The sequence below is a fragment of the Polynucleobacter sp. JS-Mosq-20-D10 genome (assembly GCF_018687755.1).
GTDB lineage: Bacteria > Pseudomonadota > Gammaproteobacteria > Burkholderiales > Burkholderiaceae > Polynucleobacter.
This window is the reverse complement of the sequence record NZ_CP061305.1, coordinates 1013318-1035784: the sequence shown is the minus strand read 5'-3', so window position 1 is coordinate 1035784 and position 22467 is coordinate 1013318. Positions and strand designations below refer to the sequence as shown.

19 protein-coding genes are annotated in these 22467 nt (G+C 46.3%); 4 read left to right on the top strand and 15 right to left on the bottom strand.

The window, feature by feature from the left end; translation table 11 throughout:
• Positions 1-12 precede the first annotated feature (12 nt).
• Both mfd and serB read left to right on the top strand, forming a co-directional pair.
• A complete protein-coding gene (gene mfd, locus FD967_RS05340) occupies positions 13-3567 on the top strand; it encodes a transcription-repair coupling factor (RefSeq protein WP_215327091.1) in 3555 nt (1184 codons plus the stop codon).
• Between the two features lie 20 nt (positions 3568-3587).
• Complete coding sequence (gene serB / locus FD967_RS05335; protein ID WP_215327090.1) at positions 3588-4478, top strand: phosphoserine phosphatase SerB; 891 nt, start codon at positions 3588-3590, stop codon at positions 4476-4478.
• Positions 4479-4517: 39 nt separating this feature from the next.
• On the opposite strand, the gene FD967_RS05330 is transcribed toward serB, so the two are convergent.
• From FD967_RS05330 to FD967_RS05300, 7 genes are all read right to left on the bottom strand, one after another.
• A complete protein-coding gene (locus FD967_RS05330; protein WP_215327089.1) occupies positions 4518-5702 on the bottom strand; it encodes an acetyl-CoA C-acyltransferase family protein in 1185 nt (394 codons plus the stop codon).
• Positions 5703-5783: 81 nt separating this feature from the next.
• Positions 5784-7142, bottom strand: coding sequence for a 30S ribosomal protein S12 methylthiotransferase RimO (gene rimO / locus FD967_RS05325; protein ID WP_215327088.1), 1359 nt, complete (start codon positions 7140-7142; stop codon positions 5784-5786).
• Between the two features lie 2 nt (positions 7143-7144).
• A complete protein-coding gene (gene phaR, locus FD967_RS05320; protein WP_215327087.1) occupies positions 7145-7705 on the bottom strand; it encodes a polyhydroxyalkanoate synthesis repressor PhaR in 561 nt (186 codons plus the stop codon).
• Positions 7706-7821: 116 nt separating this feature from the next.
• Complete coding sequence (locus tag FD967_RS05315) at positions 7822-8562, bottom strand: 3-ketoacyl-ACP reductase (protein WP_215327086.1); 741 nt, start codon at positions 8560-8562, stop codon at positions 7822-7824.
• A 21-nt stretch (positions 8563-8583) separates the two neighbouring features.
• A complete protein-coding gene (phaC, locus tag FD967_RS05310; RefSeq protein WP_215327085.1) occupies positions 8584-10218 on the bottom strand; it encodes a class I poly(R)-hydroxyalkanoic acid synthase in 1635 nt (544 codons plus the stop codon).
• A 102-nt stretch (positions 10219-10320) separates the two neighbouring features.
• The gene (gene pgeF, locus FD967_RS05305) at positions 10321-11100 is read right to left on the bottom strand and encodes a peptidoglycan editing factor PgeF (protein WP_215327084.1); all 780 of its coding nucleotides are present in this window, start codon (positions 11098-11100) and stop codon (positions 10321-10323) included.
• Positions 11081-12124 (bottom strand): RluA family pseudouridine synthase, encoded by a 1044-nt coding sequence (locus FD967_RS05300; RefSeq protein WP_215327083.1) that lies wholly within the window; start codon positions 12122-12124, stop codon positions 11081-11083. Before FD967_RS05300 ends, pgeF begins: the two co-directional genes overlap by 20 nt.
• A gap of 20 nt (positions 12125-12144) precedes the next feature.
• Here FD967_RS05300 and FD967_RS05295 point away from each other — a divergent pair, with 20 nt between their 5' ends.
• Complete coding sequence (locus tag FD967_RS05295) at positions 12145-13017, top strand: outer membrane protein assembly factor BamD (RefSeq protein WP_215327082.1); 873 nt, start codon at positions 12145-12147, stop codon at positions 13015-13017.
• Between the two features lie 17 nt (positions 13018-13034).
• On the opposite strand, the gene alr is transcribed toward FD967_RS05295, so the two are convergent.
• Entirely contained in the window at positions 13035-14135 is a 1101-nt protein-coding gene (alr, locus tag FD967_RS05290) for an alanine racemase (RefSeq protein ID WP_215327189.1), read from the bottom strand.
• Between the two features lie 73 nt (positions 14136-14208).
• Here alr and lplT point away from each other — a divergent pair, with 73 nt between their 5' ends.
• Complete coding sequence (gene lplT / locus FD967_RS05285) at positions 14209-15528, top strand: lysophospholipid transporter LplT (protein WP_215327081.1); 1320 nt, start codon at positions 14209-14211, stop codon at positions 15526-15528.
• A gap of 9 nt (positions 15529-15537) precedes the next feature.
• On the opposite strand, the gene FD967_RS05280 is transcribed toward lplT, so the two are convergent.
• From FD967_RS05280 to meaB, 7 genes are read right to left on the bottom strand one after another with little or no spacing between them, the layout of a single operon-like run.
• Positions 15538-16092 carry a hypothetical protein gene (locus FD967_RS05280; RefSeq protein WP_215327080.1) on the bottom strand — a complete coding sequence of 185 codons (555 nt, stop codon included), beginning with the start codon at positions 16090-16092 and terminating at the stop codon, positions 15538-15540.
• Positions 16093-16094: 2 nt separating this feature from the next.
• Positions 16095-16640: a GNAT family N-acetyltransferase gene (locus FD967_RS05275; protein WP_215327079.1), complete on the bottom strand. Its 546-nt coding sequence runs from the start codon at positions 16638-16640 to the stop codon at positions 16095-16097.
• Positions 16633-17355 (bottom strand): tRNA (adenosine(37)-N6)-threonylcarbamoyltransferase complex dimerization subunit type 1 TsaB, encoded by a 723-nt coding sequence (tsaB, locus tag FD967_RS05270; RefSeq protein ID WP_251369106.1) that lies wholly within the window; start codon positions 17353-17355, stop codon positions 16633-16635. Before tsaB ends, FD967_RS05275 begins: the two co-directional genes overlap by 8 nt.
• A gap of 17 nt (positions 17356-17372) precedes the next feature.
• Positions 17373-17837, bottom strand: coding sequence for a VOC family protein (locus FD967_RS05265; protein ID WP_215327078.1), 465 nt, complete (start codon positions 17835-17837; stop codon positions 17373-17375).
• Positions 17838-17844: 7 nt separating this feature from the next.
• Positions 17845-19869: an acetyl-CoA carboxylase biotin carboxylase subunit gene (gene accC / locus FD967_RS05260; RefSeq protein ID WP_215327187.1), complete on the bottom strand. Its 2025-nt coding sequence runs from the start codon at positions 19867-19869 to the stop codon at positions 17845-17847.
• Between the two features lie 28 nt (positions 19870-19897).
• Positions 19898-21430, bottom strand: a complete 1533-nt coding sequence (locus FD967_RS05255; RefSeq protein ID WP_215327077.1) for an acyl-CoA carboxylase subunit beta — start codon at positions 21428-21430, stop codon at positions 19898-19900.
• A 9-nt stretch (positions 21431-21439) separates the two neighbouring features.
• Complete coding sequence (gene meaB / locus FD967_RS05250) at positions 21440-22465, bottom strand: methylmalonyl Co-A mutase-associated GTPase MeaB (RefSeq protein WP_215327076.1); 1026 nt, start codon at positions 22463-22465, stop codon at positions 21440-21442.
• Positions 22466-22467 lie beyond the last annotated feature (2 nt).

Genomic DNA, 22467 nt, shown 5'->3' with positions numbered 1-22467 from the left:
TAATGAGCGCAGATGTCTGATGCATTAAAACTAGCACCCCCCATACCTGCACCGCGGGCTGGGCAGCGCTTTACCTTTTCAGGCCTAGTTGGCTCGTCAGATGCAGCACTTATCGCCCAATCTGCTCTTCGGTATCGCTTAGAGTTCTCAGTCATGGTCATTTTCTGTGCCCAAGCACAGGAGGCGCAGCGGCTTTTGGAAGAAATTCCGGCTTTTGCACCACAACTCAAAACACGCCTGCTGCCTGACTGGGAAATCCTGCCGTATGACCACTTCTCCCCACACCAGGATTTAGTTTCTGAACGCTTAGCGACTCTTTATGAATTACTCAACGGCAGCTGCGACATTGTTCTGGTCCCAATCACTACAGCTTTGCAAAGACTGGGACCGCCAAACTTTTTATCTGGACACACCTTCTTTTTTAGACAGGGTGACAAGCTCAACGAAGTCGCACTGAAACTGCAGCTACAGCAGGCAGGTTACGATCCCGTAAGCTCGGTGATGCGCCCCGGTGAATACAGCATCCGTGGCGGCTTGATTGATTTATTTCCAATGGGCTCCAGCTTGCCTTATCGCCTCGATCTTTTTGGTGATGAGATTGAGCAAATCAGAGCTTTTGACCCTGACACCCAACGCAGTCTCTATCCAGTAAAAGAAGTTCGCTTATTACCGGGTCACGAATTTCCATTTGATGATGCTTCACGTACCGCATTTCGGGGGCGCTGGCGTGAAGTTTTTGAGGGTGATCCAACTCGGTGCTCAATTTATAAAGATGCCAACCTGGGAATTCCTAGTGCAGGTATTGAATCTTATCTACCTCTCTTCTTTGAAGAGTCATCGACAGTTTTTGATTACTTTCCCCGTTCAGGCGATCCTGTTTGGGCGGTGACGATCGGCGATGTTGAAGAATCTATTAAGGGTTTTTGGAAAGATACACTTTCTAGATATGAATTCTTAAAACATGATCTTGATCGCCCTATTCTTCCGCCAGCTGAATTATTTCTAGATGTAGATCAATTCTTTACAGCGGCCAAGCCAAATGCGCGCTTAGCATTAAATAAAGAGGCGGATAAAGAATCCAAAGAGACTCCTCAATTTTTAGCTGTTCCCGACCTATCTGTTCATCGGCGAGACACCGATCCCATCAATCGACTGCGCACTTTAGTTGCTCAAGAAAAAGTACGTGTACTGATTTGTAGCGATAGCAATGGTCGTAAAGAATCCATTCGCCAACTGTTTGAAGATACTAATTCAGTTGCTGGTCAGCACGGTAAACCACTCTATCCACTGAAGCCAGCAAATTTTGAAGGCGTCTCTGATTTTATTAAGAGTGATGCTTTATTTGGCCTCGTAACAGCACAGCTATTTAATGGCTTTACCTGGCCTGCCGAAAACTTGATTATCGTAACCGAGGCAGAGCTGTTTACAGCCACCGCTCGCCAAAGACGTAAAGGTAAAGAGAGTGAGAGCGCCGATCCAGACATGCTCTTTAAGGATTTGTCTGAGCTCAAAATTGGTGACCCGGTTGTGCACTCTGATCATGGAATCGGTCGCTATCAAGGCTTAGTGCTTCTGAATTTAGCACCGCCTAAAGAAGATCCCATTTTTGAAGAGTTCTTGCACTTGGTATACGCCAAAGATGCCACTCTTTATGTGCCAGTACAGCAACTGCAGATGGTGACCCGTTATGCGGGCTCTGATCCTGACTCAGCACCATTACATCAGCTAGGCTCGGGTCAGTGGGATAAGGCAAGACGTAAGGCCGCTCAACAAATACGCGATACCGCAGCTGAACTTTTAAATCTATATGCCGCTAGAGCCATTCGCAAAGGTCATGCATTTGAATTCTCAGCCCATGACTATGCTGCGTTTGCAGAAAGCTTTGGATTTGAAGAAACACCCGATCAGGCTAATGCCATTGCTGCAGTTATTGGGGATATGACTAGTGGTACACCTATGGATCGACTGGTATGTGGTGATGTAGGCTTCGGTAAAACAGAGGTCGCCCTTCGTGCTAGCTTTGTTGCTGTCATGGGCGGCAAGCAGGTAGCCATCTTGGCGCCAACCACTCTTCTCGCTGAACAACATGTCGCGACCTGGAAAGATCGCTTTGCCGATTGGCCTGTGCGCATCGTCGAGCTCTCCCGCTTCAGAACCACCAAAGAAATTAATACTGCGCTAGAGGCGATTAGCAAAGGCGAAGCTGACATCATTATTGGTACACATAAGCTGCTTTCAAAAGAAACTCAGTTTGCTAATTTAGGCTTAGTGATTGTGGATGAGGAGCATCGCTTTGGTGTACGTCAAAAGGATGCACTCAAAGCATTACGTGCTGAAGTAGATATTCTGACTTTAACTGCCACTCCAATTCCACGAACTCTCGGTATGGCCATGGAAGGTTTGCGGGAGTTTTCTGTCATTGCAACCGCACCACAGAAACGCTTGGCCATCAAAACCTTTGTGCGACGAGAGGGTGATGGCGTTATTCGTGAAGCGGTCCTTCGAGAAATTAAGCGTGGTGGACAGGTTTACTTTCTGCATAATGAAGTCGAAACGATTCAAAATCGTAAGCATGCATTACAAGAACTCATTCCAGAAGCACGCATCAGTGTAGCGCACGGTCAAATGCACGAACGTGAGCTGGAGTCGGTTATGCGTGATTTTGTGACCCAGCGTACCAATATCTTGTTATGCACCACCATTATTGAAACTGGTATTGACGTTCCGACCGCTAACACCATCATCATGCATCGTGCTGATAAGTTTGGCTTGGCGCAGTTACATCAATTGCGCGGACGTGTTGGACGATCTCACCATCAGGCCTATGCCTATTTACTGGTTCCAGATCCTGAGGCGCTCAGTAAGCAAGCACAATTACGTTTAAATGCCATTCAAGCGATGGAGGAACTTGGCTCCGGTTTCTATTTAGCGATGCATGATTTAGAGATCCGTGGTGCCGGAGAAGTTTTGGGGGATAAGCAGTCAGGTGAAATACATGAGATTGGATTTCAGCTCTATACCGAGATGCTCAATCGTGCAGTGAAATCCTTGCGTAGTGGTAAAGAGCCAGATCTCTTATCACCACTTCAGGCGACAACCGATGTCAATTTAGGTGTACCAGCTCTCTTTCCAAATGACTATTGCCCGGATGTCCACGAACGACTGTCGATGTACAAGCGCTTTGCTGGAACAAGTGACTTCTCTGAACTCATGGGTTTGCGTGAAGAACTTGTAGATCGTTATGGTGATTTACCCGACCAAGCTAAATCTCTTTATGAAACCCATCGCTTGCGCCTAGAGATGGCTGGCTTTGGCATCAAAAAGATTGACGCCAGCCCTCTATCGATACAGATTCAGTTCATCCCTAATCCACCGATTGACCCGATGAAGATTATTCAACTGATTCAATCATCAAAATATATACAGCTAAACGGCCAAGATAAATTAAAAATTCTTCCCCAGAAAGAGAAGGATTTTGAGAAACTAGAGCAACGTCTTGACCAAATTCGGAAAATTCTGAGAAGCCTAAATGCATCTGCCATACTCAATACTGCTCAAGCCAGTTAATTATTAATTGCTTACTACCCATGTCCAGTCACCTCACACTTGTCGCTCTAGCTAACGCTGCGATCCCTGCAGAATTAAACGTTGCATTCATTGAGCATGCAAAAGTCTTAGGTATTGCAATTACTAAAGAGAGTATGGAGTACCCGCAGTCAAAATACTTCACTGCCCGCTGGACTTGTGCTCAAGTTTTATCGCCTGAAGCAAGGGTTGCTATGCGTGATATCGCCGCAGCACACGACACAGATTTAGCCTTTCTTTCATCAGCATTTAAGCCGGATGCAGTAAAAGTACTGGCGATGGATATGGACTCCACTCTCATTAATATTGAATGTATTGATGAGATTGCCGACTTCGCTGGTAAGAAAGCGGCTGTTTCAGAAATCACTGAGGCCACCATGCGTGGAGAAATTAAAGACTTTAAAGAGAGTTTGCGTAGACGGGTAGCTCTTTTAGCCGGTGTATCTGCTGATGTACTCGATTCGGTCTACAAAGAGCGTTTACGCCCTAACCCTGGCGCTGCTCAATTACTTGCTGGAGCAAATACTCAGGTACTTTATACGCTTCTAGTTTCTGGTGGTTTCACCTTCTTTACTGAAAAGCTGCAGCAAGAGTTAGGCTTCAAACAAGCCCAGGCCAATACCTTGGAAATCATTGACGGCAAACTGACAGGAAAAGTCATTGGCGATATCGTTGATGGTGCCGCTAAAAATGCCTATCTAGAACAAGCATGCGCTCTGATGAATTGCCTTAAAGAAAACTCCATCACCATAGGCGACGGATCCAACGATCTACCAATGATGCATGGCTCTGGAATCAGTATTGCCTATAAAGCAAAACCGATTGTTAAAGAAAAAGCCGACGCGGCTTTTGACCGAGTCGGCTTGGATGCTGCCTTACTACTGATTGCCTAAATCCCTTGGAACTAGGCTTATTCAGCAGCTGTTTCTTGCTTAGAGGCGCTCAAAAATAGTTGCGATACCTTGTCCACCGCCAATACACATGGTGACTAAAGCATATTTACCTTGAACGCGATGCAACTCATGGATAGCTTTAGTAGCAATTGCGGCACCAGAGCAACCAATTGGGTGACCCAATGCAATCGCTCCACCATTCACGTTAGTCTTGGCCGGATCTAATCCCAAACCTTTAGTGACGGCTAATGCCTGAGCAGCAAATGCTTCATTAGATTCGATCACATCAATTTGATCTAGTTTCAGTCCAGCGCGCTCAAGAGCAATCTTGGTTGCGGGGATTGGGCCCTCGCCCATGATGTGATTCGGTACGCCAGCAACAGCGTAAGAAACTAAACGAGCGATTGGCTTATGACCAGCCTTCTTCGCCGCTTCTGCATCCGCCAGCACAAAGAATGCTGCGCCATCATTAATGCCTGATGCGTTACCTGCAGTAACGCTACCACCCTCTTTTTTGAAGACCGCTTTCATCTTCGCTAAAGTTTCCATGGTGGTATCTGGCTTGCAGTGCTCGTCTGTATCAAACACCACATCGCCCTTGCGAGTTTTGATAGTGATTGGAACGATTTGAGATTTGAAGCGACCTTCTTTAATGGCATGTGCAGCACGGCGATGGGACTCTACTGCGAGAGCGTCTTGCTCTTCACGCGTGAGTTTCCACTTTTCAACTAGGTTCTCAGCGGTAACGCCCATATGACCGACGCCAAATGGATCTGTCAAAACAGATACCATCAAGTCGATCATTTTGGTATCACCCATGCGCGCGCCACTTCGCATTGCTGGTGAGCCATACATGCCACGTGACATCACTTCAACGCCACCACCAACACCGTAATCACAGTCGCCCAACATAATGGCTTGAGCTGTAGTCACAATCGCTTGTAAGCCAGAGCTGCACAAACGATTCAAGGCCATCGCAACAGATTCCATTGGCAAGCCAGCCTGGATAGACGCTACGCGAGCAACATAGGCGTAACGGTTGTCAGTAGGAATCGTGTTGCCTACAGTGATGTAATTAATTAAGGCTGGATCTACGCCAGAGCGCGCAACGGCCTCCTTCATCACAATACCGCCTAGCTCACTTGGCTCAAGGCTGCTGAGCGAGCCATTGAAGGCGCCAATTGCAGAACGTACAGCACTTAAAACGACGACATCTCGAGTCATAACAATCCCCTTTTTACGATACCTAATTAAGCAAAATAACGGGCCCATTCAAGGGCCAAAACTTTAGTTTTATTCTAATAGTCAAGTTTCGGCTATTAGGTCATGCCCTTGGGAGCTAATCACCGTAACTTTGATGATTTCACCTGTACGGTAGCGCTTTGATGGCTTACTTGGGGGTAAAACCCTGACCAAGCCATCAATTTCAGGAGCATCACCAATCGTTCGGCCAACCCCACCAGACTCATCAACCCGATCAATGATGACCTGAATGCGCTTGCCTATTTTTTTAGCAAGTCGCTTAATGGAGATTTCCTCAGCCTTAGCCATAAATCGGGCACGACGCTCTTCGCGCAATGAATTCGGAACAGGATTATCTATAGTATTGGCAGTTGCTCCATCTACTGGTGAATAGGCAAAACAGCCTGCACGATCAATCTGAGCTTCACCGAGGAAATGTAGGAGGTGCAAAAACTCTTCCTCAGTTTCGCCAGGGAAGCCGGCAATAAAAGTACTGCGAATTACCAAGTCAGGGCAAGCGGCTCGCCACGTCTGAATCCGTTCTAAATTCTTTTCGCCACTGGCTGGACGTTTCATGCGCTTAAGGACATCTGGATGCGAGTGTTGCAAAGGAATGTCTAAATAAGGAAGTACGCCAAAACCGTGGTCAGCAAACTCAGCCATTAAAGGCAGGACATCATCGACATGTGGGTATGGGTAAACATAATGCAGACGCACCCAAGCTTGATGCTCTCTCGCAATTTGGTTTAAGGCATTTACCAAATCAAACATTCGTGTCTTAACAGGTTTGCCATCCCAAAAGCCAGTGCGATATTGGATATCAACGCCATAGGCGCTCGTATCTTGGGAGACAACCAGTAACTCTTTTACCCCTGACTCAAATAATTTTTTTGCCTCTAGCAATACTTCACCAATCGGGCGTGAAACTAAATCACCTCGCATGCTTGGGATAATGCAGAAAGTACAGCGGTGATTACATCCCTCGGATATTTTTAAATATGCATAATGTTTTGGTGTGAGTTTGACGCCAATGGGTGGCAGCAAATCAGTAAAGGGATTATGCGGCTTTGGGAGGTGCAAATGAATAGCTTGCATTACCTCTTGGGTGGCATGCGGCCCTGTTACTGCAAGGACTTTAGGGTGAATGCTTTTAATGAGATCGCTGCCGTCTGCATTTTTTCGGGCACCTAAGCAGCCCGTCACAATCACCTTGCCATTTTCAGATAAGGCTTCACCAATCGCTGCGAGACTCTCCTCTACTGCGGAATCAATAAATCCACAGGTGTTCACGATCACCAGATCGGCACCAGAATAATCTTTGGCGGTCTCATAACCTTCAGCACTGAGTTGCGTGAGGATGAGTTCAGAATCAACTAGCGCCTTAGGACATCCCAAGGAAACAAAACCAACTTTACCTGCCACAATTATTCTTTTTCAGTCTTATTGGCTTGCCCAGAAAACGGGAAGCTACTGAACAGATTCGGAGAATTTTGCATTTGCTCCTGCATCTTCACAAATAGATCTTTACTTTGCTCCATATAGTTGCCCATGAGACCTTGCATCATTGGGTTTTGGAGATTCATCATCTTGGCCCAAGCTTCAGGTGTGCTGCCTGCGCCTAAACCCTCAGTTTGATCGCCTAACTTATTGTGAATATCCACGAAAGATTGCATAGTCTTTTCGAGATAACTACCCATCAAACCTTGCATGGAATTTCCGTAGAAGCGAATGATTTGAGAAAGCATTTGAGTTGAAAAAACTGGAGCTCCACCAGCCTCTTCTTCCAGAATAATTTGCAGCAAAATGTTACGAGTTAAATCGTCTTCAGTTTTTGCATCTACAACACCAAAAGCATCGCCAGCCATCACTAAATTTTTAATATCAGCCAGTGTGACATAAGCACTAGTTTGGGTGTCGTATAAACGACGATTGGGATACTTCTTGATTAAGCGGCTATCGCCGGCTTTTTTAGAACGTGTAGCCATGTAGTTTTTTCCTAACTCTTTGTACTGCAATGCAACATCGGCATAGTTTATCCCTAGTTTGAGCTAAAGGTAAATATGCCGATGCACAGACCACCAAAATTCTATTTTTATGGGATTTAGCCCGTATGCAGACCGCCATTTAAGGAGAAATCAGCACCAGTAGCGTAGCCACCATCATCAGAAGCAATCCAGCAGCAGATCGAAGCGATCTCCTCAGGGGTGCCTAAGCGCTTTACTGGAACGCCGGCAACAATCTTTTCTAATACATCTTCGCGAATGGCTTTGACCATATCGGTACCAATATAGCCAGGGGAAACCGTATTCACCGTTACGCCTTTAGAGGCCAACTCTTGTGATAAGGCCATCGTAAACCCGTGTAAGCCCGCTTTTGCTGTTGAATAGTTAGACTGACCAAACTGACCCTTTTGACCATTCACAGAAGAGATATTGATAATGCGACCCCAACCGTTATCAGCCATACCATCCACCACTTGTTTGGTAACGTTGAATAAAGAATTGAGATTGGTATCAATCACCGCTTTCCACTGATCTGGGGTCATTTTGCGGAAAACGCTGTCTTTAGTAATTCCGGCGTTATTCACCAAAACATCGACACGCCCTACTTCAGCTTTGACTTTATCGAATGCAGCAACGGTACTATCCCAATCGGAAACATTGCCCTCAGAAGCGATGAAGTCATAACCCAAGGCTTTTTGTTCGCCAATCCAGCGATCTTTGCGCGGAGAATTCGGGCCGCAACCAGCAATGACCTTAAAGCCATCCTTGGCAAGACGCTGACAAATAGCAGTACCAATACCACCCATACCACCAGTTACATATGCAATCTTTTGAGACATGTATTTCCCCTTATGAAAATATTATTGAGCGGCTGTGGATACTTTTTCTTTCACGTACTTACCAGGCGCTGCTTCTAGTTTTTTATAGCGTGCATTGCCAAACGTTTTGCTAGCTTTTACTTTCTTACCACCAAACTCTTCTAACCATTTTGCGTAGTTAGGCCACCAACTACCCTTAACATCTTTTGCTGCAGCTAACCACTCATCCGCAGACTTAGCCAATTTATTATTTTCAAAATAATGGCGCTTATTTTTTGCCGGTGGGTTAATCACGCCGGCAATGTGTCCAGAAGCACCCAAGACAAATCGATTTTTGCCTTTCAATATATGAGTAGATTCATAAGCAGATTTCCAGGGCACGATGTGGTCATCATGCGATGCATATATGTAGGCTGGAACAGCAATCTTGCCTAGGTCCACTTTTTCTCCACAAACCGTGAGCTTGCCAGGTTTGATCAATTCATTTTGCAAATAGGTATGACGTAAATACCAGCAGTACATTGGACCAGGCAGATTGGTTGAGTCGCCATTCCAGTAAAGCAAATCAAACGGCGGCGGCGAATTGCCTTTCAGATAGTTCTCTACAACATAATTCCATACCAGGTCATTCGGACGCAGGAAGGAAAAGGTATTACCTAAATCTAAGCCAGACATCATGCCGAATTGACCGCCTTCACCACCAATAGTGCCCTCACGTAACTTCACCATACTTTCATCGATGAACACATCTAAGATACCCGTGTCACTAAAGTCCAATAAAGTAGTGAACAAGGTTAAGCTTGCAACATAATTCTTTTTCCGTGCCGCCAATACTGCCAAGGCGGTAGAAGTTAAAGTTCCGCCGACACAAAAACCAAGAACGTTAATTTGATCTGTATCACCAATGTCTTTGACAACCTCAATTGCCTTAATGACGCCATCACCTACATAGTCATCCCAAGTAATTTTAGACATTGAAGCATCTGGATTTTTCCAGGAGACCAAGAAGACGGTGTGTCCTTGCTCAACCATGTAACGTACGACTGAGTTGTCTGGTTGTAAATCCAAAATGTAGTATTTGTTAATACAAGGCGGCACCATTAAGTATGGGCGCTCATACACTGTTTCAGTTAGCGGCGTGTACTGAATTAACTCAAAGAGATCATTGCGAAATACCACCTGACCTTCAGTTGTTGCAATATTCTTGCCAACTTCAAAAGCACTTTCATCCGTCTGTGAAACCTTCCCTTTTTTCAGATCGCCAAGCAAATTCACAATTCCGTTTTGAATGGATTGGCCCTGTGAGCTAATAATGTTTTCAAGAACTTCAGGATTAGTTGCAATAAAGTTTGATGGTGACAAGGCATCAATCATTTGCTCTGTAGTGAACAAAATCTTGGTCTTGGTTTTTTCATCCGCATCAACCGCTTTAGCAAGCGCAATCAAATGCTTTGAGTTCAGCAAATAGGTTGCTGCAATCATTTTGCTCCATGAGGAATGCCACGCTTTACCGGAGAACCGGCGATCTTTTACTTCGACAGCATCGGGATTGGTTGCAAGATGGGAGAACTCTGTGAAGTATTCTTTTTGAATTTCCGCTAAACGTTCTGGGGGAATTAACGCCATATGGTGTGGAGCCAAGGATGGCGCTACACCGGTATTCATGCCTGCTAACATAATGATCTCGTAAAGTTGTTGAGTTCATTCTCCATCTATCGGGCTGGAAGGGTTATACGCACTAACCCTAGCCCTAGAGCTAAGCTAGTAATAACCCCAAGATTAAGTGCTTTCTGAAATCCAGATGAGAGAGGCAAAGCGTCCCGTGACCTTATCCCGGCGGTATGAAAAGAAGCGCCCTGGATCATTCACGGTGCAAAACTCACCACCATCGATTTGCTCTATACCTAGGGTATTTAACCGATCTCTTGCTAGTAAATATAGGTCGGCTAAGTACTTGCCGGAAGTTCCAGCAATGGGAATAAAGGCTCTGGATAAGATTTCTTGATCCTGCTGGGCAAAGGCTTGCAACACATCCTCACCCACTTCAAATGCGCTGGACCCAATTGCTGGACCCATCCACGCACTGATATCACTCATCGTGAGGCCTGGAGATAGTGCAATCATTTCATTAATCGTGTTTTCCAGGATCCCGCCACTTAAGCCACGCCAACCGGCATGAGCCGCCCCAATCACATCGCCACTCCTGCTAGCAAATAAAACTGGCATGCAATCTGCAGTCAGAATAGCTAGCACCTCATTTGGGATATTGGTGACTGAGGCATCTGCCTCGTAGGGTCCATTGCCCAAAGCATTTCTCGAAGCTGGGGTACTGACTGTGACCCCATGAATTTGTTTGAGCCAAAGTGGCTCTGCAGGAAGCGCTGACCTAAGGATGCTGCGATTTTGTAGAACATCCGCTGCATCGTCGCCCGCATTCAGCCCAAGGTTAAGGTAATTAAATGGTGCCTTACTCAGGCCACCTTGCCGAGTAGTGCAAAAAGCCTGGATTTGCTGCGATACAGTCCAGTTTGGTTCAATCTTATTGAGCGCGTTGATCATTTTTAATGGAGGCCAATAGGGCCTCTTCTCTTGGCAAGTCGGCTTCCGTCATTCCCACCAAGGGCAATAAATCGAATAAATCTTGGGGAGGCAATCTAAACCAGGTCATAACTTCTTGAGTTGCTGGATGCTGCAGGCTTAAGGCGTAAGCATGTAAAGCCTGGCGACTAAAAGGCAATGATTTAGCTACTCCTGGAGTCCTCTTACGGTAGACTGGATCACCTAAAAGAGGAAAGCCCAAAGACTCCAGATGAACCCGAATTTGATGGGTACGGCCAGTCTCTAAGCGGCACTCTAGCAAAGCAACTGAACTTTGGGCAAAGCTACCTTTGGCTAAGCGCCGAAATAAGGTGGCAGCAGGTTTACCTTGAGCAGAACCGGCAGCCATTTTGAGTCGATCACGCTGATCTCGACCAACAGTCGCCAGTACCTTGCCCTGTGAGGGGGCATCACCCCATACCAAAGATAGATAACGTCTCCCAACTGTCCGCTCTTGAAGTTGCCTTACCAGTGAGGTTTGGGCAATATCTGTTCTGGCAACCACCATTAGTCCGGAGGTATCTTTGTCTAGGCGGTGGACAATCCCCGCTCTTGGAAGCTGCTTTAGCTCCGGAAAACGATAAAGCAAAGCATTTAACAAGGTTCCCGTCCAATTCCCAGCAGCAGGATGAACCACGAGTCCAGCAGGTTTATTGACCACAATAATAGAGTCATCCTCATAAACGACATCGAGCGCAATGTTTTCAGGGGAAAAAGCAAACTGTTCAGGCATTTCCTGTGGAAATACCTTAATACTCTCGCTCCCACGTAATAAATGACGAACTTTAGTGACTTTTCCATCCACCGTGACCGCCCCAGCCTCAACCCAGGATTTGAGTCGGTTACGAGAATAATCGGGCAAAGCGCCGCCAAGAAACTTATCCAAACGCTCGCCACTGACCTCAGGGGGAACTTCTAGGGCTATAAAATCCTCATCATCGATATAATCAATGGGATTCGAATCGGGAGTATGCGTCAATGCCACGCTTAAAGAGCCTTTTAGTTATGTCGGACGTTATTACAGACGCCAGTTTAAGGCTTGCCGCCACCCTTGGGTCATCTTCCAGAAAATCCCTGATTTCTCTCCTTGTTAGCACTAGTGCTGCCTGTCTTGTCCTGAGCGGATGCGCTGGCAGTGATGGCCAAAAAGATGAAACTGATATTTGGTCAGAGACAAAACTGTATTCCGAAGCCAATGAGAAACTAAAAGATGCGGACTATGCAAAGTGCGGTAAGTATTTTGAAAAACTAGAGGGTCGCTTCCCTTTTGGGCCCTACTCTCAACAGGCACAAATTAATGCTGCCTTCTGCTATTGGAAAGCACAAGAGCAAGCCCAAGCCCAAGTTGCTATCGATCGATTTATTAAGCTGCATCAAGGCAGTCCTAATTTAGATTACGGCTACTACCTCAAGGGCTTAATTAGCTTTAATGATGATTTAGGTTGGCTCGGTAAATTTACAGGGCAAGATTTGAGTGAGCGCGATCCAAAGGCAGCTAAAGAAGCTTTTGAGTCTTTCAAAGTTGTTGTTGAGCGTTTTCCTGATAGTAAATATGCGCCCGACTCTTTAGATCGCATGCGCTATATCGTCAATTCATTAGCAGAGGCAGATGTCATTGTGGCTCGCTTCTACTATCAACGCGGCGCCTACTTAGCTTCTGCTAATAGAGCTCAGCTCGTGATTCGAGATTACGATCGCGCACCAGCCGTTGAGGAAGCGCTCTACCTTCTGACAAAGTCTTATGAGAAGCTGGGCATGACTGATCTTAGTGATGATGCAGCACGTGTCTTTAAGCTGAATTTCCCTGATAGTCAAATGTTACTGACCGGTCAGCGCGTTCAAAAAGAACGTCGCTGGTGGCAGATCTGGAATAGGTAAGAGTAAGGCCGGCCGTTTCACTCAGTTAGCACTGACACCCTCTGCGCCAATGCGCAAATAAGTTCATAGCCGATGGTGCCGCTCATTTGAGCCACATCATCTACCGGCACTTCATTACCCCAGAGCTCTACCACACTGCCTATTTTGGCATTAGGTGCTTCGCGCAAATCGATCGTTAACATGTCCATAGAGACTCTCCCAACAATCGGGCAAATGACACCTTCCCCCTGAGCATCAGCATTCTCAACCCAAACTGGCGTGCCATCTTCCGCATGACGTGGATATCCGTCAGCATAACCGCCAGCGATCACACCAATGCGCATATCTTCTGGAGCTTCATAACGACCGCCGTAACCAACATGGTCACCCTTCTTTAGATTTTGGATATCGATGATTTCACTACGTAAACTCATCACCGCTTGAAATTCAGAGCGAACGATATCGGCATGCACCCCAGTTGGTGAAACGCCGTACAGCAGAATGCCTGGGCGTATCCAGTCTCCCAACGCATTGCGATGCCAAAGGATCGCAGCTGAATTAGCCAAGGAAGACGGAGCCTCGAGCCCTTGAGTAGTTTTATTGAAGCACTCCATTTGCTCACCGACCGATGGTGAGCGCTCAACCTGGTCTGCATTAGCGAAGTGAGTCATGTGATGGAGATGGTATCCAGCAGCATGCAAACGATGAAAGGCAGTTCGGTATTGCTCTGGTCTGAAACCAAGGCGATTCATTCCAGAATTCAGTTTTAAAAAGACATTGATCGGGCGATCCGAATGATTTTCAAAGCTTTCAAGCCATATAACCTGCTTCTCGCTATGTACCACTAAGTCACACTGAAGCTTGATTACCAACTCGAGCTCCTGCTGACTAAAAAGACCTTCTAGCAATAGGATTCGACCTTCCCAGCCGTGGCTCCTTAACCATTGTGCATCTGCAATATCTAGCAAAGCAAAGCCATCGGTAGACTCTAGCCCTTTAAATGCGGCTTCCAGGCTGTGGCCATAGGCTTTTGCCTTCACCACTGACCAGATCTTCGATTCCGGTGCAAGCTCCCGAATGCGGCCTAAATTATGTCGAAAGGCATCAGTGTGTATAGTTGCCACAATAGGCCTATTAATAAAGCGGTTAGCCAACAGACTCATTTACACCCTCCTTTCATGTTTTAATTACTTCAATGACTAGATTGTACGAATGAACCGTAGTTTTTACATCATTATGGCGGCGCAATTTTTTTCGTCGCTTGCTGATAACGCATTGCTGATCGCAGCAATCGCCCTCTTGGTCCAGCTGAGCGCTCCGGCCTGGATGACGCCTTTACTCAAATTATTCTTCGTCCTCTCATATGTATTGTTGGCAGCCTTTGTGGGGGCCTTTGCTGACTCCCGCCCCAAGGGTAATGTCATGTTCATCACCAATACGATTAAATTTGTCGGTTGTGTAGTCATGCTGTTCGGAAGCCATCCCTTATTAGCCTATGCGATTGTGGGTTTGGGTGCGGCCGCCTACTCTCCTGCCAAATACGGCATCCTTACAGAATTACTCCCACCTGAAAAGCTGGTGGCAGCCAATGGCTGGATTGAGGGCCTTACGGTAGGCTCCATCATTATGGGTACTGTTCTTGGCGGCGTCTTAATTAGCAAGTCCGTATCTGAAAGTCTTCTGGGGTTTGACATGCCCGTCCTAGAGACTAGCATCGATACCGCAGCAGAGTCCGCCATTATGATCATCATGATGATTTATGTGCTGGCAGCACTCATTAATTTACGTATTCCAGATACTGGGGCGCGCTACGAGTCACAAAAAGCGAATCCAATTGAGTTAGTAAAAGATTTTGCTATCTGTTTTAAGACGCTTTGGGATGATCGTCTTGGTCAGATTTCATTGGCGGTTACCACTCTGTTTTGGGGGGCTGGCGCCACTTTGCAATTTATTGTGATTAAGTGGGCTCAGGTTGCTCTTCATATGACCCTATCCCAGGGAGCTATTCTCCAAGCAATATCCGCATTTGGAGTTGCCGGAGGTGCTGTATGGGCTGCTTGGCGTATACCTCTTAGAAGTTCACTGAAGGTTCTACCATATGGCATTGCCATGGGTTTAGTCGTCTGTGTCATGGCTATATATAACTCAGACATGCTGCCCAATATTACTGTCTTGACTGTCGGCAAGTTCGAGCTTTCGCTCAAATTGCTGCCAGCATACTTCTTATTGATTTTGGTAGGCTGGTTAGCGGGCTATTTCGTAGTGCCCATGAACGCCCTACTTCAGCATCGCGGGCATGTGCTGATGTCTGCCGGCCACTCCATTGCAGTTCAAAACTTTAATGAAAATATTTCTGTTTTGATGATGCTGCTAATCTACTCTGGATTGATTTGGTTAGATGTTCCAATCCAGGCAGTCATTATTGGCTTTGGTGTCGCGGTTAGCGCGATCATGTGGCTGGTAATTAAACGTCACGCTGCCAATCAAGCTGAATACGATTCCATGCATTTAATTGGCGAACATAAGCACTAAGCCCAAGGCTTAGATATTTTGTAATACTGACTTAGCAAGCAGTAGATCTTGCCAAAATAGCACTTTATCCTTTGGCCTAGAAAGCAGTTGATTTAATTCAAAAGTAGCTATCAGCGGCAGATCCTCTGCCCCATCAGCATGAATTGCTAAAACAGTTTCACGAAGCTCTGGCAGAGCATCACGTTCACCAGATAATTTTTGGGCAGCAGCGCCACCAAATGCTAGAGCAACTATAGGTGTTCCGTCTTGTGGCAATAGTTCGGGACTGAATTTGTCCGCAGGATTTTTCCAAGACCACTCTTGTGGAGTTAGACCGAGAACCCGAATGGTGTTTTGAAAAAGTACTTCCGCATCACCCTGCGGTTTATTACCAAAAAACCACCATACTCCTAAAGAGTGACGCTCTTGTGTTTCTGTAACAACAGATGATGCAGGGGCAGCCCCGCCAACCTGATCGTTACTTATTTGGACACCAAGCATCGCTTGAGTATGCTCTGGAGCGGCATCGCGCGATGTCCACTCAGTAATACCCATTTCTTTAAGAAACGTGGAATTTGTACTCATATTCATGCCTCAAGCTTAATCGATTTAGCTAAAACTAGGGCATCTTCACGTAAGCCATTGACAGCATCGGCTGGGTAATAATTTTTGCGTAAACCGATCTGCTCATAACCAAGGTCTTGATAGAGCTGGAGGGCTGCCTCGTTACTGGGGCGAACCTCTAAAATAATTCGGGGCATTTTTTGCTGTGCAGCTACACCCTCAATTGCATTCATCATCTTTACACCAATACCCAAACGACGTAATTTCGGTGAAACAGTAATATTCAGAAGATGCAACTCATCTACAGCAGGAAACAAGATGCAATAGGCCCAAAGAATATCTGGGTCCAAATAACTACCTTTTACCGCATCTGCTAACTGGGGCCTTACACAATAAGCCCAATGACCTGCCGCCAATGAGTCTGAGAAATTGCCCTTAGTCCATGGATGAATATGTGAAACAGATTCAATAGCGAGAACCGAATCCAAATCCGCCACAGTCATAGGCAAAAATGAAAGCTCAGAAACACCCTCAGTATGTGATTGCACAGAGTTAAGACTATCAGCCATGCTGTAGACTCCGCTCCGCAGAAGTTAGTGCCACCTTATTGCGAATGTATAGCGGTTCCAATAAGTGAACATCTTGTTGGAGACCCTTGCTCCACATATCTTGGGCACACGCTAAAACGCCTAAAGCATTCACCCCGATAGTTGAATCGAAATGGCTGCTGGCAAATGGCCTAGGATTACTGGCAAGGAGACGATCACCAAACTCTGCAATTGCACTTCCCGCTAAAAAATCAATATTCTTAAGCTCAACACTCTCTGGTGCAGTTAGATGAATATCGCCCTGACGCTGAGGCAATAGATTTGTTCCAACTCGGTAGTTGGCCCAGTAAACTTCTTCCATACGAGCATCAACAGAAATGACAAAAGACTGAGCTCCAGAAACAACAAATGCAGGAGTTTGAATCAGTTGACTGGCAATGGCATCCAGGCTGGCAACAGGAAGCACTGGCAAGCGAGCGGCTGTTGCTAAACCCTGAACAGCAGCAACGCCAAGTCGGACGCCTGTAAATGCCCCAGGACCGACTCCTATCGCAATGGCATCAAGGTCGTTCAGTTCAATCGTGGCTTCGGATAAAAGCTCTTGCACCCAAGGCAATAAAAGCTGGCTAGCTCCAGCAGACACTTTTTGGTGACGGGCTAAGGGGGTAGCGCCATCTAAAGATAAAGCCACCGAACACCAAGCTGAGGAGGTGTCGATGGCCAATATATAGGTCAATTTGGACTCTCTTGATCTTATGAACTCAAGCCTGCAATGATATCTTGTGGCGCCTGAACTAGCTCGATCAATACACCCTCACCGGAGAAAGGAAACTCCTCATTTCCCTTGGGATGAACAAAAGCAATGTCGTAACCAGCGGCACCCTTACGTATCCCGCCAGGAGCAAAGCGAAGACCTTGGGCGGATAACCATTCGACAGCTTTAGGAAGGTCATCAACCCATAAACCAATGTGATTAAGGGGCGTTTGATGAACAGCGGGCTTCTTTTCAATATCAAATGGCTGCATCAAATCAACTTCAATTTCATGAGCTCCCTTACCGATAGCGCAAATATCCTCATCCACGTTTTCACGCTCAGATACAAAAGTGCTTTTGTACTCAAAGCCTAATAAGTCAACCCAAAGCTTACGAAGCCGATCCTTATCTTCGCCGCCAATCGCAATCTGCTGAATCCCCAATATCTTGAATGGCTTAGTCATGATTATCCTATTCAAAGCGAATAATCAATTGATCAACCGCTAAGCTTTCACCAGCCTTGGCACAGATTTCCGCAACGACACCATCTTGAGCCGCAACCAGGGTATTTTCCATCTTCATTGCTTCAATAGCGGCTAATTTTTGACCAGCAGTCACTGTCTCGCCGACCTTAACTGAGATATTAGTCAATAAACCAGGCATTGGAGACATCAATAACTTTGAGGTGTCTGGTGGAACTTTAACCAACATACGGCGCTGAAGCTCGGCACCAAGAGGACTTAGCACCATACACTCGTAATGTGCACCATCTATTACAAGAGCGTATTTCACACCCTTACGCTCTACCTGTGCGGTTATTTTGTGTGTGCCATTGATAGTTGCGCGCAAACAAATTTCACCTGGACGCCAATGGCTAACGATGTTGTAGCGACTAACATCGCCCCCCTCTTCAATGTAGACAGAGTAAATGCCATCTTTAAGCTCAACCCGAATAGGGACTTCTTTGATCTCTTCGCTTGAGCCTACACGCGATCCAGTAACGACAACAAACCTCTTTGCAATCGTCATTTCATGACCGGCTAACTGGCCATCAATCATTTTGATATGCTCAAGGTAGCGGTAGCGCATGAATGCCGCTAGGGCTGCCAAACGTTTAGGATCAGCTGGTTGCACAGAATCTTTTTTGAAACCATCTGGATACTCTTCGGCAATAAAACCAGTGGTGAAGTCGCCCGATACAAAGCGTGGATGCTGCAATAAAGCCGCCTGGAAGGGAATGTTTGAGTGAATGCCACGAATGACAAAGTCATTAAGCGCAGAGCGCATCTTCTCAATTGCCTCAGTACGATCCTTGCCATGCACAATCAGCTTAGCAATCATAGAGTCGTAATACATCGGTATCTCACCACCCTCATAAACGCCCGTATCTACACGCACACCATCTAGCTCTGCTGGTGGACGGTATTTAACTAAGCGCCCAGTAGATGGCAAGAAGTTACGAAATGGATCATCTGCATTAATACGGCACTCCATCGACCAACCATCGAGCTTAATATCTTCCTGCTTGAATGCTAGCTTTTCACCAGCAGCCACACGAATCATCTGCTCGACCAAATCAAGACCAGTAATACCTTCTGTCACTGGGTGCTCAACTTGTAAACGGGTATTCATCTCAAGGAAGTAAAAGGACTTATCTTTACCCACTACGAACTCTACGGTACCGGCTGATTGATAGTTAACTGCCTTTGCTAAAGCAACGGCTTGCTCACCCATGGCCTTGCGAGTTGCAGGATCAATAAATGGAGACGGCGCCTCTTCAATCACCTTTTGATGGCGTCGCTGAATTGAGCAATCACGCTCACCGAGATACACGATATTGCCATGGGCATCACCCAGCACCTGAATTTCAATATGACGAGGGCCTTCAACAAATTTTTCAATGAAGACACGATCATCACCAAAGCTATTGAGAGCTTCAGTGCGACAGGCTGTAAATCCCTCAAACGCCTCTTTATCGTTAAAGGCGACACGTAAACCTTTGCCGCCACCACCTGCTGATGCCTTAATCATGACAGGATAGCCAATACCTTGGGCAATCTTTACGGCGTCATCAGCTTTTTCTATAGCCTCATTAAATCCAGGTATCGTATTCACTTTGGCTTCTAAAGCGAGTTTTTTCGAGGCAATTTTGTCACCCATTGCTGCGATAGACTGATGCTTGGGGCCGATAAAAACTATCCCCTCTTCTTCACAACGACGTGCGAATTGCTCATTCTCGGATAAGAAACCATAGCCAGGATGCACGGCTTCGGCGCCAGTGTCCTTGCAGGCCTGAATGATGCGATCCATCACTAAATAGGACTCACGCGACGGTGCAGGTCCAATAAAAACTGCTTCATCGGCCATCTGTACATGACGCGCTTCTTTATCAGCTTCAGAGTACACGGCAACCGTCTTAATACCCATCTTTTTAGCGGTTTTCATCACACGGCAAGCAATCTCGCCGCGGTTAGCAATCAAAATTTTCTTAAACATTTTCGTAGTCATGATTTTTTTCGGCGCCTTAAAGGGGGATATTGCCGTGTTTGCGCGGTGGATTTATCAGCACTTTATCCTTAAGCATTGCCAAAGACCGTGAGATACGCTTGCGTGTCTCATGCGGCAAGATCACATCATCTATATACCCACGACGACCAGCTACAAATGGATTAGCAAACTTGGCCTTGTACTCAGCTTCCCGAGCCGCAATTTTTGCTGGATCAGATTTTTCCTCACGGAAAATTATTTCAACAGCCCCTTTTGGACCCATTACTGCAATTTCAGCTGACGGCCAGGCGAAGTTCACATCGCCACGCAAGTGCTTAGAGGCCATTACATCATAGGCGCCACCGTAAGCCTTGCGAGTGATCAGCGTCACCTTAGGAACCGTACAATCCGCATAAGCGTAGAGTAACTTTGCACCATGCTTAATAATGCCGCCATACTCCTGAGATATACCCGGCATAAATCCTGGCACATCAACTAAAGTGACTACTGGAATATTGAAGGCGTCGCAAAAGCGAACGAAACGTGCAGCTTTGATAGACGCTTTGATATCCAAGCAGCCAGCTAAAACTAAAGGCTGATTAGCAACGATACCAATCGAGCGACCTTCCATGCGAGCAAAACCGATCAGAATATTTTTAGCGTAATCTGGCTGGAGTTCAAAGAACTCACCATCATCGACAATTTTCCCGATCAATTCTTTCATATCGTAAGGCTGATTAGGATTGCTTGGCACCAATGTGTCTAGCGAGAAATCAGGCTCTTCGGTGCGTTGCGCCCCATTAATCATGGGGGGCTTTTCACGATTGGATAATGGGAGATAGTTAAAGAAACGACGGAGCATCATGATGGCATCAACGTCATTATCAAAAGCTAGATCGCAAACTCCTGAAATGGTTGAGTGAGTCATTGCGCCACCGAGCTCTTCAGCAGTCACATCCTCATGGGTTACCGTCTTTACGACTTCTGGACCAGTTACAAACATATAAGAACTGTCCTTCACCATAAAGATGAAATCAGTTAAGGCTGGCGAATATACAGCGCCGCCAGCTGACGGACCCATAATCAACGAAATTTGCGGAATAACACCCGAGGCAGTGACATTGCGCTGGAAAATTTCAGCATAGCCACCTAAGGAAGCAACACCCTCTTGAATACGCGCACCACCAGAATCATTTAAGCCAATGACAGGTGCACCGACCTTAAGCGCCTGATCCATGATCTTACAAATCTTCTCCGCATGAGCCTCTGAAAGCGAGCCTCCCAACACGGTAAAGTCCTGTGAAAATACAAATACCAAGCGACCATTAATCATGCCGTAGCCAGTAACAACACCATCACCCGGAACAGTCTGATCAGCCATACCAAAGTCATGGCAACGATGCTCAACAAACATATCCCACTCTTCAAAGGTGCCAGCATCTAACAAGAGCTCGATACGCTCGCGTGCAGTTAACTTACCTTTGGAGTGTTGAGCAGCAATACGCTTTTGCCCACCACCTAACCTGGCGAGCTCACGCTTTGCTTCTAGCTGTTGAATGATTTCCTTCATAACTACTCCTTAGAAAAATTCGTGACCCATTGCCTCGAGCAAACGCCTAGCAGCAACAGAGGCAGCCATAGTTCCTTGATTAACCTCGGCGCTCAGACTGGGTAAAAGTGCTTGTACTGCTGGGTGGTTCTGAAAAGCATTCTTAAGACCGGCATCAATCCGATCCCACATCCAAGATCCAGCTTGTTGCTTACGCCGAGATGCTAGTTGACCGTTCGCATTTTGTAGTTTCTGAAAATGCAGAATTTTTTCCCACAGTTCAGGAACGCCATTGCCCTCTAGGGCACTTAAGGTCATGACGGTCGGATGCCAATACTCCAAATGATGTGTGGCATGGTCAGGGTTACCTTGAAAGCCTAATAATCGCAAAGAGCTAGTGATAAATAATTGTGCACGCATGGCGGCATCAGGATCGATATCAACCTTATTAATCACAATAAGATCAGCAATTTCCATCACGCCTTTTTTTATTGCCTGTAGATCGTCGCCTGCATTAGGCAGTTGCAATAAGAGGAACATATCGGTCATACCGGCAACGGCAATTTCACTTTGACCTACGCCTACGGTTTCAACAATCACAATGTCAAAACCGGCCGCCTCGGCAACGAGCATCGCTTCGCGTGTTTTCTCAGCAACACCGCCTAATGTGCAGGATGAAGGGCTCGGACGAATAAAGGCGTTATCCAGGACAGATAATCTCTCCATACGAGTCTTATCGCCCAAAATAGAGCCGCCCGATAAGCTCGAGGAAGGATCAATAGCCAGAACAGCAACGCGATGACCTTTTGCAATTAAATCCAAGCCTAGCGTTTCGATGAGAGTAGATTTGCCAACGCCAGGAACACCTGATATGCCCAAGCGAAATGATTTACCCGTCTTTGGTAATAAAGTATTGAGAACCTCATCAGCACGTTGACGATGATCCATGCGAGTAGACTCAAGCAAAGTAATGATCTTGGCCAATGCTCGGCGCTGCGCCGATGACGGCACACCCGTGAGATCATTCACTAAAGCTTGGTCTACTGCATTAAGCATGC

Coding starts and splice junctions, on each gene's coding strand:
- mfd (WP_215327091.1), top strand. CDS start 13: ATGTCTGATGCATTAAAACTAGCACCCCCCATACCTGCACCGCGGGCT.
- serB (WP_215327090.1), top strand. CDS start 3,588: ATGTCCAGTCACCTCACACTTGTCGCTCTAGCTAACGCTGCGATCCCT.
- lplT (WP_215327081.1), top strand. CDS start 14,209: ATGAACCGTAGTTTTTACATCATTATGGCGGCGCAATTTTTTTCGTCG.
- FD967_RS05255 (WP_215327077.1), bottom strand. CDS start 21,430: ATGAAGGAAATCATTCAACAGCTAGAAGCAAAGCGTGAGCTCGCCAGG.
- FD967_RS05265 (WP_215327078.1), bottom strand. CDS start 17,837: ATGACTAAGCCATTCAAGATATTGGGGATTCAGCAGATTGCGATTGGC.
- accC (WP_215327187.1), bottom strand. CDS start 19,869: ATGTTTAAGAAAATTTTGATTGCTAACCGCGGCGAGATTGCTTGCCGT.
- FD967_RS05330 (WP_215327089.1), bottom strand. CDS start 5,702: ATGACTCGAGATGTCGTCGTTTTAAGTGCTGTACGTTCTGCAATTGGC.
- meaB (WP_215327076.1), bottom strand. CDS start 22,465: ATGCTTAATGCAGTAGACCAAGCTTTAGTGAATGATCTCACGGGTGTG.
- FD967_RS05315 (WP_215327086.1), bottom strand. CDS start 8,562: ATGTCTCAAAAGATTGCATATGTAACTGGTGGTATGGGTGGTATTGGT.
- FD967_RS05280 (WP_215327080.1), bottom strand. CDS start 16,092: ATGAGTACAAATTCCACGTTTCTTAAAGAAATGGGTATTACTGAGTGG.
- phaR (WP_215327087.1), bottom strand. CDS start 7,705: ATGGCTACACGTTCTAAAAAAGCCGGCGATAGCCGCTTAATCAAGAAG.
- FD967_RS05295 (WP_215327082.1), top strand. CDS start 12,145: ATGTCGGACGTTATTACAGACGCCAGTTTAAGGCTTGCCGCCACCCTT.
- FD967_RS05275 (WP_215327079.1), bottom strand. CDS start 16,640: ATGGCTGATAGTCTTAACTCTGTGCAATCACATACTGAGGGTGTTTCT.
- pgeF (WP_215327084.1), bottom strand. CDS start 11,100: ATGATCAACGCGCTCAATAAGATTGAACCAAACTGGACTGTATCGCAG.
- phaC (WP_215327085.1), bottom strand. CDS start 10,218: ATGTTAGCAGGCATGAATACCGGTGTAGCGCCATCCTTGGCTCCACAC.